We start from the raw sequence: 16,867 nt of genomic DNA on the forward strand, positions 1-16,867 counted from the left end.
TTTATAAAGATATAAAAAGATAGTAAAATAAAAAGATTTATAAAAAATAGAAATATAATTAAACCTTTTAATGTTTTGCCAGTCACAGAAATCAGTCAAAAATAATTAAAAGGAAAATGAAAAGGAATATCCCCATACTTTTATTTCTATGTGCATTTTTAGGATTGAGTGCACAATCGCAGACCACAGCGATAACAGGAACAGTATTCGACAATGAAATGAAAGAGCCGATAGAGATGGCCAGTATAAGAATCCTAAATGCTAGAGATAGTGCGTATGTAACTGGTACAGTGACGGACGAGAATGGAAAATTCAGCGTAGGAGTCAGACAAGGACGCTATATTGCTCAAATATCATTTATCGGATATACTGATCAGTACTTCAAAGCAAATGCCCAAAAGTCTGTGTCCCTAGGAGATATATACATGAAGGAAGATGCTATTATGCTTGGGGAGGCTGTAGTGGAAGCTAAGGCTATAGAGGTACAAGTGAAAGGCGATACCATAGAATACAATGCCGACTCGTATAAAGCCCAGCAAAGCGATGTGGTAGAAGATATGATAAAACGAATGCCCGGAGCTGAAATAGATGAGAATGGAAAAATAACGATCAACGGAAGGGAAGTAAAGAAATTCCTTGTAGACGGAAAAGAATTTTTCAGCGATGATCCCAAAGTTGCATCTAAAAGTTTGCCCGCTAATATTATAGATAAGCTTCAGGTGCTTGATCGTAAATCTGACATGTCTCAGATGACCGGCTTTGATGATGGTGATGACGAAACCGTGATCAATCTAACGATAAAGAAAGGTATGAAGCAGGGTTTTATGGGCGATACTTATGTCGGCTATGGAAGTAAAAAGCGTTATGAGGCAAATGGGGTATTTAATTACATGCGCGATAATACTCAGTTTACACTGTTAGGAGGATTAAATAATACAAATAATGCCAGTTTCTCAGATTTTGCCTCGAGTGCATTTAGTGGACGAGGCGGAGGACGACTGAGATTCGGAGCGAACAATGGAGTTGCAAAAACACTGAATGGAGGGTTTAACTTTGCTACTGAGTATTCGGACAAGCTAAAATATGGAGGAAATGTTCGGTATGGCTCTGTTGATAATGATGTGTCTAGTATTACAAGCAGAAGATTTACAGGAACGAGCCAAACACAAAACGGAAATTCTCTTGGGAATAATAAAAGTGATAATTTCGGTGCAAATTTTCGCTTCGAATGGACTCCCGATTCATTGACAAAGATCGTTTTCAGACCCAATATTCAATACAATAAGAACATAAATGATCAGACAGCAGAGAGTGAAACTTCATTTGCCGATAATCCTGAGAGAGACTACAAGGAATCGTCTTGGAATACGGTTGATGGGAAAGGTCTTTCCTTAAGTGGTAACCTTGATGTCAGTCGTAAGTTGAATAGTCGGGGACGAGTATTGAGTTTCAGTTTTTCGGGAGGTCTGAATAATTCGGATAGCGAAGGCTATGATTACTCTCATTCTATCTATGCAGACCCTCTTAAGAATGATTCGATCAGGGATCAAAAGTCATTGCAAGATGACAAAGGTTATAACTGGCGTGCATTTGTTTCGTATGTAGAGCCTTTGGGTAGAAACAATTTTTTGCAATTAACTTATAATGTACGTAACAATCATTCTGAAACTGACCGCAAGGCATACAATAAAGATGCTGAAGGAAATTATAATGTGATAGCGGAAGAATATACACGCAATGTGAAGAATGATTTCCTTAATCAAAATGTCTCTCTGAATTTTAAATCGATTAGAGAGAAATTTGACTATACATTGGGCGTTGGATTAGAACCATCTAGATCTAAGACTAGTATTTTTCAGCCCGGGCAACCGGAAAAAGATATAAAGCCACGTAATTCGCTAAGTTTTGCTCCTAATGCTCAGTTTAATTATAAATGGGATAGAAGAAACACACTTCGAGTAGATTATAGCGGAAGAACATCGCAGCCTACCACAACCCAGCTATATGATGGTATTATCTCTCAAAGCGGATTTGATGTTACTTATGGTAATCCCGATTTGAAACCAAGTTTTCAACATAGTTTGAGAGGACGATATCAGAATTTCAACACAAACAGAAACTCTAACTTATCAGTCTTTACAAATTTCAATTATACGATGGATGCTATCGTAAACGTTTCTACATACAAGGATCAGGGACGTGAAATGACTTATAAGAATGTGGATGGTAATATGGATGGATTTATGGGAGTGACATATAATACTCCTCTGCGAAATAAGAAGTTTTCGATTAATACATTCACAATGGGTAGATATGCTCGCAGCACTACATTTATAAATGCAAAAGAAAATAAGGCGGATACATATAACTTTAGAGAAAATATGACATTGCAGTTTCGCACCGGCTCTCTTGATGATCAGATAAGAACGTTGAGTGATGCTCGCTTTTTGTTGAATATCGGCGGTAACTTCGGATATAACAATATAAAAAATACCATTTCAACCGATCAGGACAGAGAGACATTTAATTATGGAGCGAAGGGTGACTTCACCACTTATTTACCTTTGGGGCTCACTTTGCAATCCGATATTCAATATTCGACTAACTCGGGTTATACTAGCGGATATAAGTTGAACGAGTGGTTGTGGAATGCTTCGTTAACTTATAATATGGATTCGATGCTAAAAGGTATATTTAAAAATAAGTATACAGGAAATGCTCTGTTGCGCTTTAAAATATATGACATCTTACAGCAGAGGAGTAATATAAATATCGATCAAAATGCATTATATATACAGGAGTCCATATCTAATACGATCAACAGCTACTTCATGGTCAATTTTGTGTATAAGTTCCAGATCTTTGGAAAAGGTACAAAAAGAGAAGATATGGATGGAGGAGATAGAGGCTGGGGAGGTAGAGGCCCCGGAGGTCATCCGGGAGGAGGCCCTATAGTGTTTTAAATACACAAAAAAGAAAATCCGTAATTTAATTATTGCGGATTTTTTGCTTTTATAAATATGGAGTTGTAATCAGTAAAAAATATTGTAATGTGGATTTAGAATAGTTAAAATACCTAGAAATGGTGATTGTAGGATTTTCTTGATTTTTATACCTTCGCGTCGCATCCAGAAACAACAATTTATCTATTCTTATTTTAAACACACTATGAATTTTCTAAAACGTCTTTCTAAACACTTTCTATTGTTTATTCTTCTTCTATTTTTCTCTTCGTTTATACATGCTAACCTGATCAGAACAGATGCCAATATATTTGGCCATGTAGTGAATGCAAAAACAGGTGAGCATATCCCATTTATAAATGTTGTACTCAAAAATACAACAATAGGTGTATCTACCGATGCTACCGGACATTATGCATTAACGAACTTGCCCGAAGGAAAGTTTATAGTTGTAACACACGGAATCGGCTACAAACCGCAGGAAAAAGAAGTTGAACTCAGAAGAGGCAAGTCTATAGAAATTAACTTTGAGGTAGAAGAAGATGCTCTTAATCTTAATGAAGTGGTGATAACCGCAGGACGTACATCGCAGAAACGTACCGAAGCACCTGTAATTGTGAACACGATAAGTACAAAAATGCTTGAGACCACGCAATCGGTTGTATTAGGTGAAGGACTTAACTTTTGTACAGGTCTTCGTTATGAAAATGATTGTCAGAACTGTGGCTTTTCGCAGGTGAGAATGAATGGAATGGAAGGGCCTTATTCGCAGATATTGATAAACAGCCGCCCTATATTTAGTGGTTTAGCGGGAGTATATGGGCTTGAACTTATTCCGTCTAATATGCTTGAACGTATCGAGGTAGTAAGAGGTGGCGGATCTGTTTTGTATGGCTCGAATGCAATTGCAGGAACAATAAATCTTATACTTAAAGACCCGAAAACAAATAGCTTCGAAGCGGGGTTAAATACATCTCTAATAGGAATGGGGGTAAGCGGGTCGAATGGTTCTGTAGCAGATTATAACGCTACCTTCAATGCTACATTGGTAACGGAAGATCATAAAACCGGCATATCTGTTTTCGGAAATATGCGAGATCGTAATATGTTTGATGCAAATGGCGATAGCTTTTCTGAAATAGCACCGATGAAGAATACGGTTATAGGAACTCGTATTTTTTATCGTCCTGCATACAGAAGTAAATTGAGCCTCGACTTTTTTAATATCCGAGAAGAGCGCAAAGGAGGGAATAAACAAGACTATCCCGACCACGAAAGAGATATCTCTGAGTCGGTAAAGCATGATATGATAACCGGAGCATTGACATACGAACAATATTTCAGAGAGAGTGATTTGCTTACAGTGTTTGGTTCGGGGCAATATCTTGATCGCGATTCTTACTATGGAGCCAAACAGTCGTTGAGCGATTATGGAAATACAAAGGATAAAACCTATAATATGGGTGCTCAATATAAGCTGTCAGTCAACGATATCTCTACATTAATAGGTGGAGTGGAGCATACCGGCTCGCACCTTACCGACATGAAACTGGGATACCCCGAATATAAACTGAATGACGCAGGTACAGATATCATTGTTACTCATGTTCCGAATCGCATAGTGTCTGATCAAGCTTTGAATATTACAGGAGTTTTTGCACAATATGAGATAAAAGTAGGAAAAGCAAAATTCCTGGCCGGAGCACGTGTAGAGCATTATTCTATCGATGATAAGCAGGCCGATAGTGATAAATCAGGAACGGTAGTTGTGCCCCGGGCAAGTATAATGTATGATATTTCATCATATTTACAAACCCGTATTGGTTTCTCAAGGGGGTATCGTGCTCCGCAAATTTTTGATGAGGATCTTCATATAGAAACATCCGGTTCTCGTCAGGTGATCAACAAAAACGACCCTCATTTAAAACAAGAAAATAGCTCTAGCTTTACATTGTCGTTCGATTTTAATAAAAAAATAGGAGGAATCAATACAAATATTCTGGTAGAAGGGTTTTATAATAAACTGCATAATCCATTCAGAAACGAAATTGGTGAGCCTGATGAAAATGGAACAGTGATTTATACTCGTATCAATTCTAAAGATGGAGCTGCTGTTCAGGGTGTAAACCTAGAGGTGAAGCTTATGCCGTCAGATAAATTAAGTCTCAATGCGGGATTTACTGTTCAGTCGAGCCGATACAAAGTGAGTGATGAAACTTTCGGTGAAAAGAAGTTTTTCCGAACACCTGACGCTTATGGATTTTTAGCGTTGGATTGGGAGTTTGCTCGTAATTTCGGAGTATCTGCAACGGGTAATTATACAGGCAAAATGTTAGTTCCGTATTTTGGCCCTGAAATCGCTAACCCCGAAGCCGGAGAATTGCGCAAGTCAAAAACCTTTTTTGATACAGGAGTTAAATTTCATTATGATATGAGGCTTGCGGGTAATATTACTATAGAGTGGTTTGCAGGAGTGAAAAATATTTTCAATTCATATCAGAATGACTTTGACAAAGGCATCGATCGTGACCCTTCATACATTTATGGGCCTAGCTTGCCACGAACAGCTTTCTTAGGTTTCAAGATAGGGAATTTGCTGTAACGAAATTCCTTCTCTTTATTCTATATAATTAGAGGTAATTAATTATTCTTTTCGAATAAGATATTACCTCTTTTTCAATTTTATAACTTAGGGTGTTTAAGCTTTTTAAATTTTTCATAACATAAGCTTTCTTCAAATCATTAATATAATTTGTTTTACCTTCTATATTTTACAAATAACGATACATCTTATACCAACTAAAAGCTATTATCCTTATTTTTGTATAAAACATACGAATAAAGATATGAAAAGAACTACATTTTTTGTTTGCTTCTTGCTAGCAGCTTCACTTTCTGTATTCTCTCAGGAATATAACTATAAATTCCGCCTTACACTCAAGGATAAAAAAAGCGATTATTCTATTGATAAGCCGGAAGATTTTCTGTCCGCTAAGTCGCTTGAAAGAAGGCAGAAATATAATATAAAGATCGATGAAACCGATCTTCCGATATCTCAAGAGTATATAAAAGCGATTGAAAGTATTGGAGGAAAAGTTGTAGCACAGAGCAAGTGGCAGCGAACTGTTGCTGTTCATTGTTCGGATAGTACAATGGTTGATAAGTATAAGGCGTTGCCTTTTGTCTCCGATGCATTGTTTGTATGGAGAGGTAAGCCGGTAGAGGAAACAAAGAAGGATAGCATAATCGCCTATCCGGCTGTGGAAACTGTTGTGTTTGGCGATTATTACGCAAGAGGAAAAAACAATATCAAAATTAATAATGGGCAATACCTTCATGATGCGGGGTATAAAGGTAAAGGGATGACAATTGCTGTAATCGATGCCGGCTTTAATCATTTACCTCAAATCGCAATGTTAGACAATTTGGATATCAAAGGATACAAAGGCTTTGTTTACCAAAATGAAGATATGTTTAATAAAGCCAACCAGCATGGATTAAATGTATTGTCTTGTATTGGGACGAATAAGCCTATGCAATTTGTAGGAACAGCTCCTGAAGCTAGTTTTTGGTTGTTGGGTTCTGAAGATGCTCGCAGTGAGTATCCTATAGAAGAGGATTACTGGGCTGCGGCTATCGAGTTTGCCGATAGTGTTGGCGTTAATGTAGTGAATACATCTCTCGGTTATAATAGTTTCGACTATCCGGCGAAAAGCTATACACATGAAGACCTCACAGGAAGAACGGCTCTTATATCCCGTGCGGCTGATGCTGCAGCAAAGAAAGGAATATTGGTCGTTATCAGTGCGGGTAATTCTGGAGATTCGGAATGGGAGAAAATAACTCCACCTTCTGATGCCTTCAATATATTGACGGTAGGTGCTGTTCAGAAAGATTCTGTTATAGCTCCGTTTAGCTCAAGAGGCTTGACCGAAGATCTTAGGATAAAACCCGATGTAATGGCTCTTGGGCAAGGAGCAACAGTAGTGGGAGATAATGGGTTGGTTACATATAAAAGTGGAACTTCTTTCTCTTCACCTATCATGTGCGGTATGGTCGCTTGCTTGTGGCAGGCTTTTCCTGCATTGACCAACAAGGAGATAATAGAAGTCGTAAGGCAATCTTCTGATATTTATGATCATCCGAACAAGGACTATGGTTATGGTATTCCCGATATGAAAAAGGCGATGGAAATAGCACAACAGTTGGTTGATAAAAAAACAGCAGTGCAACAGCCAATAAAGAAAGGAAAAAAATGAACCGTCCGGCAATCTCTCTTTATGAATTGAATAATCTCATCAAGGGTGTCTTAAAAGATACACTTCCCGAAGTCTTTTGGATTCGGGCTGAGACAAGTGATGTCCGTGTTAATCAGAATGGACATTGCTACCTCGAGTTCATAGAGAAGGATATAAACGGGCGAGCCCTGATCGCTAAAGCCCGAGGAATGATATGGGCAAATACATTTTATATACTCAAGGCGTATTTCGAGAACACGACAAAACAGACCTTTTCATCGGGACTGAAAGTTCTGGTTCAGGTAAGTGTTGAGTTTCATGAATTATACGGATTCACGCTCACGGTTCACGATATAGATCCCACTTATACATTGGGAGATCAGGCACTCAATAGAGCCGCAATAATAAAACAATTGGAAGAAGACGGAGTTCTTTCCTTAAATAAAGAACTTGAGTTACCTATTCCCACAAATAAGATTGCAATTATATCTTCTCCCACAGCAGCAGGATATGAAGATTTTCTCGATCAATTGGCAAATAATCCTTATGGGTTTGTTTTTTATACCAAGTTATTTCCGGCTCTTATGCAAGGTGAGCGTACCGAAAGCTCTATAATCTCAGCATTGGAGCGTATTTATGAATATCAGGACTGTTTCGATGCCGTGGTTATTATTCGGGGAGGAGGAGCTACTTCGGATTTGAGCAGCTTCGATTCTTACCTTTTGGCGGCAAGCTGTGCACAGTTCCCTTTGCCTGTAATAACAGGAATAGGACATGAACGAGACGATACGGTTCTTGATATTGTAGCCCATACACGTATGAAAACCCCGACTGCTGTTGCAGAATTTTTGATTTCGAATATTGCGGAAACAGCGATGGAATTGGACGAAATGGATCATGATATTGTTTCTGTTGTTACGCAAAGACTACAGGATGAAGCTGTACGTTTAAGTGTTTTTGAAACAAAGAATACATTCTTACTTAAAGCATGGCTCAAAGAGCAGGATGCAATCTTAGCTTCTGCAAAGAATGTTTTGGTAAGAGGTTTGCAAAGTTCACATAAAGAAAATCAGAATAAGTTGTCTTCATTTCAGGATGTCCTTGTCAGGGAATCGCAGCAATTAAATAAAGAGAGTATAAACAATCTTACAGTGTTAGAGAATATTTTAAAACGAGTTGCTTTGCAAAAATTTAAGGATGAAAATACGCAATTGGAAATGTTTGAGAAACATCTTCTTCTTGCCTCTCCCGAAAATATTCTGAAAAAAGGATATACTTTGACTATGAAAGATGGGAAAGTGATAAAACAAAGCACCGTAGTGAAAAAAGGAGATAAACTGACTACTGTATTTGCTGATGGAAAGCTTGATTCTATAGTGAACTAAATTTTAGAAATATCATATAGATATGAAAAAAAGTATTTTGTTAACCTGTATTATTTTTTTTCTTATTAGTTGCAAAAATAACAGTCCGGATAGTTTTGTGCTAAAAGGGTCGATTGAAGGGGTTGATTATGGATTGGCCTATTTGAAGTATACGATCGAAGGAGAAAATCAATGGGTCGAAATTAAAGATTCTGCAAAAATAGAATCCGGAAAATTTACCTTCGAAGGAAAAACGAAGACACCTTCGTTTGCTACTTTAGTAGTGAATGATTTGACTTTTCGTTTCTTTGTTGAACCAGCAAAAATTCAAATCAAGATTTTGAATGATAGCTTAAATAGCTTTGATGTAGAAGGGTCGAAGACTCAAAAAGAATATGAACTTTTATTTAATGAAGATCTTAAAGCGTTGTCTAAAGAATTCATACATGTTCAGATAAAACCTGATACCTCTGTAGAAAAGAAAAGGGTTGTTGATGCCATAGTAAAGTCTCAAAAAGAATTTATTATGAAATATACTGATTCATATATAGCTCCACAACTTATACGAGATTTGCTATTTTCTAAAATGATAAATGTTAAGGACGCTAGACATTTATATATATACTTAGGCGATAACTTAAAAAACACTTTACGAGGAAAGGAAGTTGATTATTACATACAAGGTAAAGAAAATACACAAATAGGAAGTGTTGCACCTGATTTTAGCGCTCCTGATATGATGAATGGTGAAATAGTAAAATTATCTGATTATAGAGGGAAATATGTACTACTTGATTTTTGGGCTAGTTGGTGTACATACTGTATTGAAGGAATGACTCATCTGAAGAAAATACAAGAGAAATATAAGGATAGAAATTTTGCAATAATTGGAATCTCAAAAGATGATAATAAAACAGATTGGATTAATTCAATAGAAAAATATGAATTGAATCGTTGGCCTCAGGTCTCTTATGTTCAAAGTTTTGAAGCCCATTCTCTCGGAATGATAAATAGAGATGATATAAATCAAAAATATCAGGTCAATGGAATTCCACAATATTATCTTCTTGATGAAAACGGCAAAATCATAGGGTCTTGGTTTGGATACAGTGAAAACAACAAGCAAAATATGGATAAAATGCTTGATGATGTTTTTATAAACAAATAAGATTTATTTATAAAACGATTATTAATTTTAAAGATTTGAAAAATATCAATAATAGTATAATACCTTTCTCCTACGCATTCAGTTTTCAAGAGGGGATGGCGCACATTATACGAAAATCGGGTACAGGGTTTATTAATAAGTACGGAGAATTGGTTGTTCCTTGTATATATGAAATGGCTTTCAGTTATTCCGAAGGCTTGGTAATGGTGCAAAAGAACGGAAAATGCGGATATCTTGATAAAACCGGTAACGAAGTTATTCCTATCGAGTATGAAGATGCCGATGTGTTTTCGAATGGATTAGCCGGGGTATGCAAGGATTGTAAGTGGGGATTTATCGATAAAAAGGGGATATTGGTGATTCCTTGTCTTTACGATCGGATAAACTGCTTTTCGGAAGATCTCTGTGGTGTTTTTAAGGATGGTAAAGCCGGCATAATTGACAAGCAGGGTAACGAAGCCGTTCCATTTGTTTATGATGATATATTCGAGTTTAGCGAAGGACTTATTTGTGTTTGCAAAGATGAAAAATGTGGATTCATCGATGCTTTGGGCAATGAAGTTATTCCCTTTATATATGATCGCTCGGAAGGTGTAAAATGTAAAGGTAGTCTGATTTGTATCGCTAAAGATAAGAAGTGGGGAGTGATCGACAAGGTTGGTAATGAAATAGTCTCTTTTATATATGACGATATTGCACCCGAATATTCGGAGGGATTAGCTTATGCCAATTTAAACGGTAAATACGGTTTTATTGATGAAAGAGGAGAGGAAATCATTCCTTTTATATATGAAGATTTATCTACTTTTTCAGAGGGCTTGGCTGCTGCAAAGATGGGTGGTAAATGGGGATTTATAGACAAGGAAAATAAAGTAGTTGTGTCCCTTATTTATGAGAGAGTATATTCTTTTTCCGATGGATTAGCGCTAATTATGGAGAAGGGGCGAAATGCCTATTTTATAGATAAGTTTGGAGAGGTAAATATTGCACTCAAGAGAAGTTATACATTTCTTGAGAAACTAAAGTTTGCAATACTTACTTTGGCTGTTGCTACGGTTATATATATGCTGATTAAAGCAATCGCCAATTAATAGAATTGGAATAAAAAAGAAGAATTGAGTTCGGTTGGTAATAAATGATAGAAATAATTATAATTTGTTCTTGTAACTAATAATGAATTATGGCAAAGAAAGAGCAAACATACGGAGAAGCAATGCAGGAGTTGCAGGACATGATGGGCAGTATCGAAAATGACGATTTGGATGTAGATATCCTTCTCGAAAAAGTAAAAAAAGCGGCAACCCTTATTAAGTTTTGCAAAGATAAACTGCAAAAGACGAACGTAGAAATACAAAAGATTCTGGACGAAATAGAATGAAAAAAAATGTCATTATAGTAGCCGGAGGAAAAGGGCTGCGCATGGGTAATGATTTGCCGAAACAGTTTATTCCTATCGGCGGTAAACCTGTACTTATGCGTACAATAGAGGCTTTTTATAGGTTTAATCAGGATATAAATATTATTTTGGTGTTGCCTGTCTCTCATCAGGACTATTGGAAAAGCTTGTGTGAAGAATATAACTTTTCGATAGAACATACAATTGCCAATGGAGGAGAAACTCGTTTCCATTCAGTGAAAAACGGGTTGGCTCTTGTGGCTGACGGGTTGGTTGGCGTGCAAGACGGGGTTCGCCCTTTTGGCTCGGTGGAAATGATAAAGCGGTGTTTTGATGTTGCGAGAGAATACCCTGCCGTTATACCTGTTATAGACTCTACAGATAGTCTCAGGGAAGTTGTTGATGAGGATAAAAGCCGCATTGTTGATCGGTCTAAAATACGGTTGGTACAAACGCCTCAGGTCTTCGATGTGAATGTTCTCAAAAAAGCGTATCAGACGGATTTCAAAGAAACATTTACCGATGATGCTTCGGTTGTAGAAGCGATGGGCGTAAATGTGCATCTTGTAAAAGGAGAAGTAACCAATATAAAGATCACTACGCCGTTGGATTTAAAGATCGGCGAGCTAATTATACGTGATAAAGAATAAAGTGTGTATACTTTGTTGCAATAGCTATAATAAATACTTAAAATAATTATCTAATATAAGTGCTTGATGCGCTTCAATAATAGAAAAAGTAACAACTCAAAACAGTAGGAAAAGTGTCACTTTTGTCACCTTTTCACTAAAAAATAAAATCTATGGAACAGGATATTGATGCTTTATACTACAATGCAGTCGACCTATTGAAGGAAATGATAAGTATTCCGTCTTTCAGTAGAGAGGAGCATAATGTAGCAGAAGTAATAATTTCGTGCATGCGTAAGATGGGATTTTCTCCCGATAGAAAGGGAAATAATCTTTGGATTCGGAGCAAGGATTTTGACCTTTCAAAACCTACTATTCTGCTCAATTCGCACATGGATACCGTTCGTCCTGTATCCGGCTGGACAAAAGATCCTTTCTTTCCCGAAGAAGATGGTGACACACTCTATGGATTGGGAAGTAATGATGCGGGAGCCAGCTTGGTGTGCTTGTTGCATGCTTTCTTTATGTTGACTCAAAAGAAACAAGATTATAACCTGATTTTCTTAGCGTCGTGCGAGGAAGAAGTTTCCGGCAATGGCGGAGCGGAGGCTGTTGTTCCCGAACTTCCGCAGATTGCGTTTGGTATTGTGGGTGAACCTACCCAGATGAATCCTGCTATTGCAGAGAAAGGTCTCTTAGTCCTTGATTGTACATCATACGGAAAAGCGGGACATGCTGCCCGTAACGAAGGAGAAAATGCCATTTATAAGGCAATTAAAGATATCGAATGGTTTCGGACGTACGAGTTTCCGCAAACGAGCGATTTGCTTGGGCCTGTAAAAATGACTGTAAGTATGGTGAGTGCAGGAACACAACATAATGTAGTACCCGATAAGTGTGACTTTGTTGTAGATGTAAGAAGCAACGAATTGTATAGTAACGAAGAGCTTTATCATATTATAGATAAGCATACAGACTGTGAGGTAAAACCCCGGTCTTTTCGCCTGAATTCATCGAGGATTTGTCTCGAAAATCCATTTGTTCAACGTGCTATTATCATTGGAAAAACTCCTTATGGATCGCCTACGTTGTCTGATCAGACATTTATGCCTTTCCCTACTTTGAAGATGGGACCCGGAGACTCAGCCCGTTCGCATACAGCAAACGAGTATATCCATTTGACTGAAATAAGGGAAGCTATAGAGCTTTATGTGAAACTGCTGGATGGACTTCGAATTTAACTATTCCGCTTCATTTGCTTGGTTCAGCAGGTCTTTCAGTTGCTCCTCGGTATGGTCTACTTGCCTTAAAGGTACTGTCTCAACAACAGCAAGAGATGGATCTATATCATACATCTGTGTGTCTGAAGTTGTTAATCTCTTTACAAGGTTGTAGCATCCTAAGATAATCTGTCTTGAAGGGTTCATGTGTACATTGCGGAATATACGGTCTACGATCATAAACTTAAAGTCTCCTCGTTTCTCTTTAGCATCTTGCATAGATGGGTATCGAGACGTTAAATCTACAAGTCCTAATCGTTCCAACTCATTGGTTATTAGGTTTACATATTTGTCGGTGTGTATTCCTAGTTTAAACCCTGCACGGATATTCACACGGAAAATTTTCTTAGGGGCATATATAGTTGTTTCGTAACTGAATTCATAAGGCTCATCGGTTCTTTTTATTCTTACAAACCAGTATGTATCAGCTCGTTTAGGTGTTCGTTTAAATAGGGAGTAGGCAATCTTGCTCTCCAAAAAGTTCTTATTATTGGCCTTCACTATATACACCAGATGGGTAGCTGCTTTAGGTATGGTTGTGTCATCACTTATCTTTAATAACTGGCTGACGTAATGCTCATCTACCTGATCATAAACAGTATAGTGACGTTTAATACGGCGCCCGTTATACCATGAATACATCAGAAGCAGTAGTACTCCTGCGATAATGATAGGGATAAATCCTCCGTGTGCAAACTTTTGCATATTTGCGAAGAAGAAGCTGAGTTCTATGATAACGAAGAATAGAGTGAGTGGGATAGTAAACCACAATGGTCTCTTCTTTTTCATAAAATAAAGAAATAGCAAGGCGCTTGTCATCAGCATGCTGAGGGTGATAGCAAGACCATAGGCCGCTTCCAGCTTCATCGAAGATTGCATTGTGAGTATGATGATAAGACAAAGTACCATCATCATATAGTTGATGGATGGGATGTATAATTGTCCTTTGATGTTAGTAGGGTATTGTATCTTTACATTCGGCCAGATATTCAGTGATATAGCTTCGCTGATGACGGTGAAAGATCCACTTATCAAGGCCTGGCTGGCAATAATTGCCGCTACGGTAGCCATTATTACGCCTGTGAGTCTGAACCACTCGGGCATCATAGAGAAGAAAGGATTTACATCAGGGGTTACATGTCCGCTGTTGATAATCCATGCTGCCTGTCCTAAATAGTTGAGTATAAGAGCTGCTTTGACATAGATCCACGAAATGCGTATATTTTTCAATCCACAATGCCCTAAGTCTGAATACAAGGCTTCTGCCCCTGTTGTACATAGAAAGATAGCACCCAGTATAATCATAGCCTGTGGTACTTCTATCAGAAAATGAATGGCATACATGGGATTAAAAGCTCTGAATACAGTTAGGTCGTGCACGACCTGACTTAAACCCATTACAGCCATCATAGTGAACCAGATGATCATCAGTGGCCCGAAGTATCTTCCCAAAGAGCCTGTGCCGAAGGGTTGTACCAGAAACAAGATGAGTACTATAGCTACTGTAATAGGTATAACCGGTATGTGCGGAGCTATCGGTTGAAGACCTTCTACGGCAGACATAACGGTCATGGCAGGAGTTATAATACCATCGGCAAGCAATGTCGCTGCACCTATACCTGCAAGGATATAAGCCCAGCGGTATTTTTGGCGGATAAGGGCATATAAAGAAAGGATACCACCTTCACCTTTATTATCGGCACGAAGGGTGATGATGACATATTTCAGAGTGGTTTGAATTGTCAAAGTCCATATCACACAAGATATCGCACCGAGAATATATTCCGCATGGCTGTGTTGCCCGGCAGGTAGGGTGTTCAAGATGGCTCTCATCACATATAAAGGCGATGTACCAATATCTCCAAATACGATACCTATTGCTAAAACGACACCTAATGCGCTAAACGGAACTTTGTGATTCTCTTTCATTATTCTAATTCGAAAATTGGGCTAAAAGTACAAGATTATTTAAATATGAGGATAAGATATATTGTTAATTTTACTCCTTTAGGTTTCTATCTGATTATTATATGCCTTTTTAGCACAACTCGACTAAAATTCCTCAAACTGTTCCTGATACAGACTGTAATACTTCCCTTTGAGATTAAGGAGCTCTGTATGTGTCCCCTGTTCTATTATCTGACCATCATCGAGCACGAGTATTCTGTCTGCATTACGCACTGTAGAAAGTCTGTGTGCTATGATAATGCTCGTACGGTCTTCCATTAGTTTGTCAAGTCCTTTTTGTATAAGGAGTTCGCTTCGGGTATCTATGTTGCTGGTAGCCTCGTCGAGTAAAAGGATAGGAGGATCAGCAATAGCTGCTCGTGCTATATTCAACAGTTGTCGCTGCCCCTGACTGAGATTTGCGCCATCATTCTCCAGCATAGTGTGATATCCTTTTGGTAGCCGCTTGATGAACGAATGAGCCGCTGTTAGTTTTGCCGCTTGTATTACTTCTTCATCTGTCGCTTCCGGTCGTCCAAAGCGGATGTTTTCACATACTGTTCCTGTAAATAAATGGGTATCCTGTAGTACGATAGCCATCGACTGTCTAAGGCTTTCTCTTTTTATATTATGTATTGATATTCCATCTATTGTTATTTCTCCCGATTTAATGTCGAAGAAGCGGGGAAGCATATTTAATATAGTTGTCTTTCCTGCGCCTGTTTCTCCCACTAACGCTATTTTCGTTCCGGGTGTTGCATGCAGTGATACCCCTTTCAGGATTAGCTTGTCTTGTTTGTATCCGAAATAGACATCTTTCATTTTCAGATCACCTTTCACATTATTGAGGGTTATCGCATCCGGAGCGTCTTTTTGTTCGGGAGCCTCATCTATTACCTGAAAGATACGTTCTGCTCCTGCCATTGCCGCTTGTATGCTATTATAAAGGCCGGCAAGCTCATTTATAGGACGACCAAACTGACGGGAATATTGAAGAAATGCAGCCAATCCACCGACATCGAAGCCTCTGAATATAGCAAGTAGCCCGCCCACTATAGTAACAACTACAAAGTTTAAAGTATTAAGGTTCTGCATCACAGGCATCATCATCCCCGAGTAAAATTGTGCTTTTTTTGATTTCTCATTTAGCTTTTGATTCAGTTGTTCGAAGTCTTGTTCTACCTTTTTCTCATAACCGAATACTTTTATAACTTTTTGCCCGCTAATCATTTCTTCTATATACCCGTTTGTGTCTCCCAGTGTATCTTGTTGTGCTTTGAAGTATTTCTTACTTCGAGTTACGATCGTTTTGGCACTAAGGAACATAAGAGGGATAGTAATCAGGGTAGCTAAAGTTAGTATAGGGCTTATATAAATCATAAGTGTGAATATCCCTATCAGCATCAGTGAGCTGGTCAGCATATCCGATAAGCCATCTGTAAGAGCATTGCTCACCTGATCTATGTCATTTGTATATCGGCTCATGATGTCGCCATGCTGATGCGTGTCGAAATACTTGATAGGCAACTTTTCCATCTTCTTGAATAGATCTGTACGCATACGGGTAACTGCACGTTGACCTATTCTATTTAACAGCCTGTATTGTATATATACAGCAGCTACACCTATCAGATATATAACCCCCAGAATAATGAGTATATGCAGTAGTCCTTCATAGTTGCCCGGAATGATATAATTGTTGATGATAGGACGTATCATATATGAACCAACAAGGTTGCTCCCAATGCTGATAATGATAAGAGAACCGATAACGATCAAGAGTTTTTTATCCTTAGCAAGATATGTCATTATCCTGAAGAAGGTTTTTTTAGCTTCTATCGGCTTGCCGCTCTGTTTATAGTGATCTCCGTGTGCCATATAT

At 38.1% G+C, this 16,867-nt stretch carries 11 protein-coding genes; 9 read left to right on the plus strand and 2 right to left on the minus strand.

The genetic code is table 11. The features are described 5' to 3' along the window. Positions 1 to 116 precede the first annotated feature (116 nt). The 9 genes from E4T88_RS11350 (at position 117) to E4T88_RS11390 (ending at position 12,999) form a co-directional block, all read left to right on the plus strand. Complete coding sequence (locus tag E4T88_RS11350; protein ID WP_135105542.1) at positions 117 to 2,963, plus strand: TonB-dependent receptor; 2,847 nt, start codon at positions 117 to 119, stop codon at positions 2,961 to 2,963. 205 nt (positions 2,964 to 3,168) lie between these two features. Continuing rightward, a complete protein-coding gene (locus E4T88_RS11355; protein WP_135105543.1) occupies positions 3,169 to 5,565 on the plus strand; it encodes a TonB-dependent receptor in 2,397 nt (798 codons plus the stop codon). Positions 5,566 to 5,809: 244 nt separating this feature from the next. After that, positions 5,810 to 7,222 carry a S8 family peptidase gene (locus tag E4T88_RS11360; RefSeq protein WP_135105544.1) on the plus strand — a complete coding sequence of 471 codons (1,413 nt, stop codon included), beginning with the start codon at positions 5,810 to 5,812 and terminating at the stop codon, positions 7,220 to 7,222. Further along, positions 7,219 to 8,586 carry an exodeoxyribonuclease VII large subunit gene (gene xseA / locus E4T88_RS11365; RefSeq protein ID WP_135105545.1) on the plus strand — a complete coding sequence of 456 codons (1,368 nt, stop codon included), beginning with the start codon at positions 7,219 to 7,221 and terminating at the stop codon, positions 8,584 to 8,586. The genes E4T88_RS11360 and xseA overlap by 4 nt, the downstream gene beginning before the upstream one ends. 22 nt (positions 8,587 to 8,608) lie before the next feature. After that, on the plus strand, positions 8,609 to 9,733 hold the full coding sequence (locus E4T88_RS11370; protein ID WP_135105546.1) for a TlpA disulfide reductase family protein: 1,125 nt from the start codon (positions 8,609 to 8,611) through the stop codon (positions 9,731 to 9,733). 35 nt (positions 9,734 to 9,768) lie between these two features. Further along, positions 9,769 to 10,824 (plus strand): WG repeat-containing protein, encoded by a 1,056-nt coding sequence (locus E4T88_RS11375; protein ID WP_135105547.1) that lies wholly within the window; start codon positions 9,769 to 9,771, stop codon positions 10,822 to 10,824. 89 nt (positions 10,825 to 10,913) lie between these two features. After that, positions 10,914 to 11,111, plus strand: coding sequence for an exodeoxyribonuclease VII small subunit (xseB, locus tag E4T88_RS11380; RefSeq protein WP_135105548.1), 198 nt, complete (start codon positions 10,914 to 10,916; stop codon positions 11,109 to 11,111). Next, on the plus strand, positions 11,108 to 11,779 hold the full coding sequence (locus E4T88_RS11385; RefSeq protein ID WP_135105549.1) for a 2-C-methyl-D-erythritol 4-phosphate cytidylyltransferase: 672 nt from the start codon (positions 11,108 to 11,110) through the stop codon (positions 11,777 to 11,779). The genes xseB and E4T88_RS11385 overlap by 4 nt, the downstream gene beginning before the upstream one ends. 152 nt (positions 11,780 to 11,931) lie before the next feature. Then, positions 11,932 to 12,999, plus strand: a complete 1,068-nt coding sequence (locus E4T88_RS11390; RefSeq protein WP_135105550.1) for a M20 family metallo-hydrolase — start codon at positions 11,932 to 11,934, stop codon at positions 12,997 to 12,999. Here E4T88_RS11390 and E4T88_RS11395 read toward each other — a convergent pair whose 3' ends face one another. Both E4T88_RS11395 and E4T88_RS11400 read right to left on the minus strand, forming a co-directional pair. Next, positions 13,000 to 14,967 (minus strand): KUP/HAK/KT family potassium transporter, encoded by a 1,968-nt coding sequence (locus E4T88_RS11395; protein ID WP_135105551.1) that lies wholly within the window; start codon positions 14,965 to 14,967, stop codon positions 13,000 to 13,002. It lies immediately after the preceding gene. A 123-nt stretch (positions 14,968 to 15,090) separates the two neighbouring features. Next, positions 15,091 to 16,863 (minus strand): ABC transporter ATP-binding protein, encoded by a 1,773-nt coding sequence (locus E4T88_RS11400; RefSeq protein WP_135105552.1) that lies wholly within the window; start codon positions 16,861 to 16,863, stop codon positions 15,091 to 15,093. Positions 16,864 to 16,867 lie beyond the last annotated feature (4 nt).

The organism is Dysgonomonas mossii (assembly GCF_004569505.1).
In the GTDB taxonomy this organism is placed as follows: Bacteria; Bacteroidota; Bacteroidia; order Bacteroidales; family Dysgonomonadaceae; genus Dysgonomonas.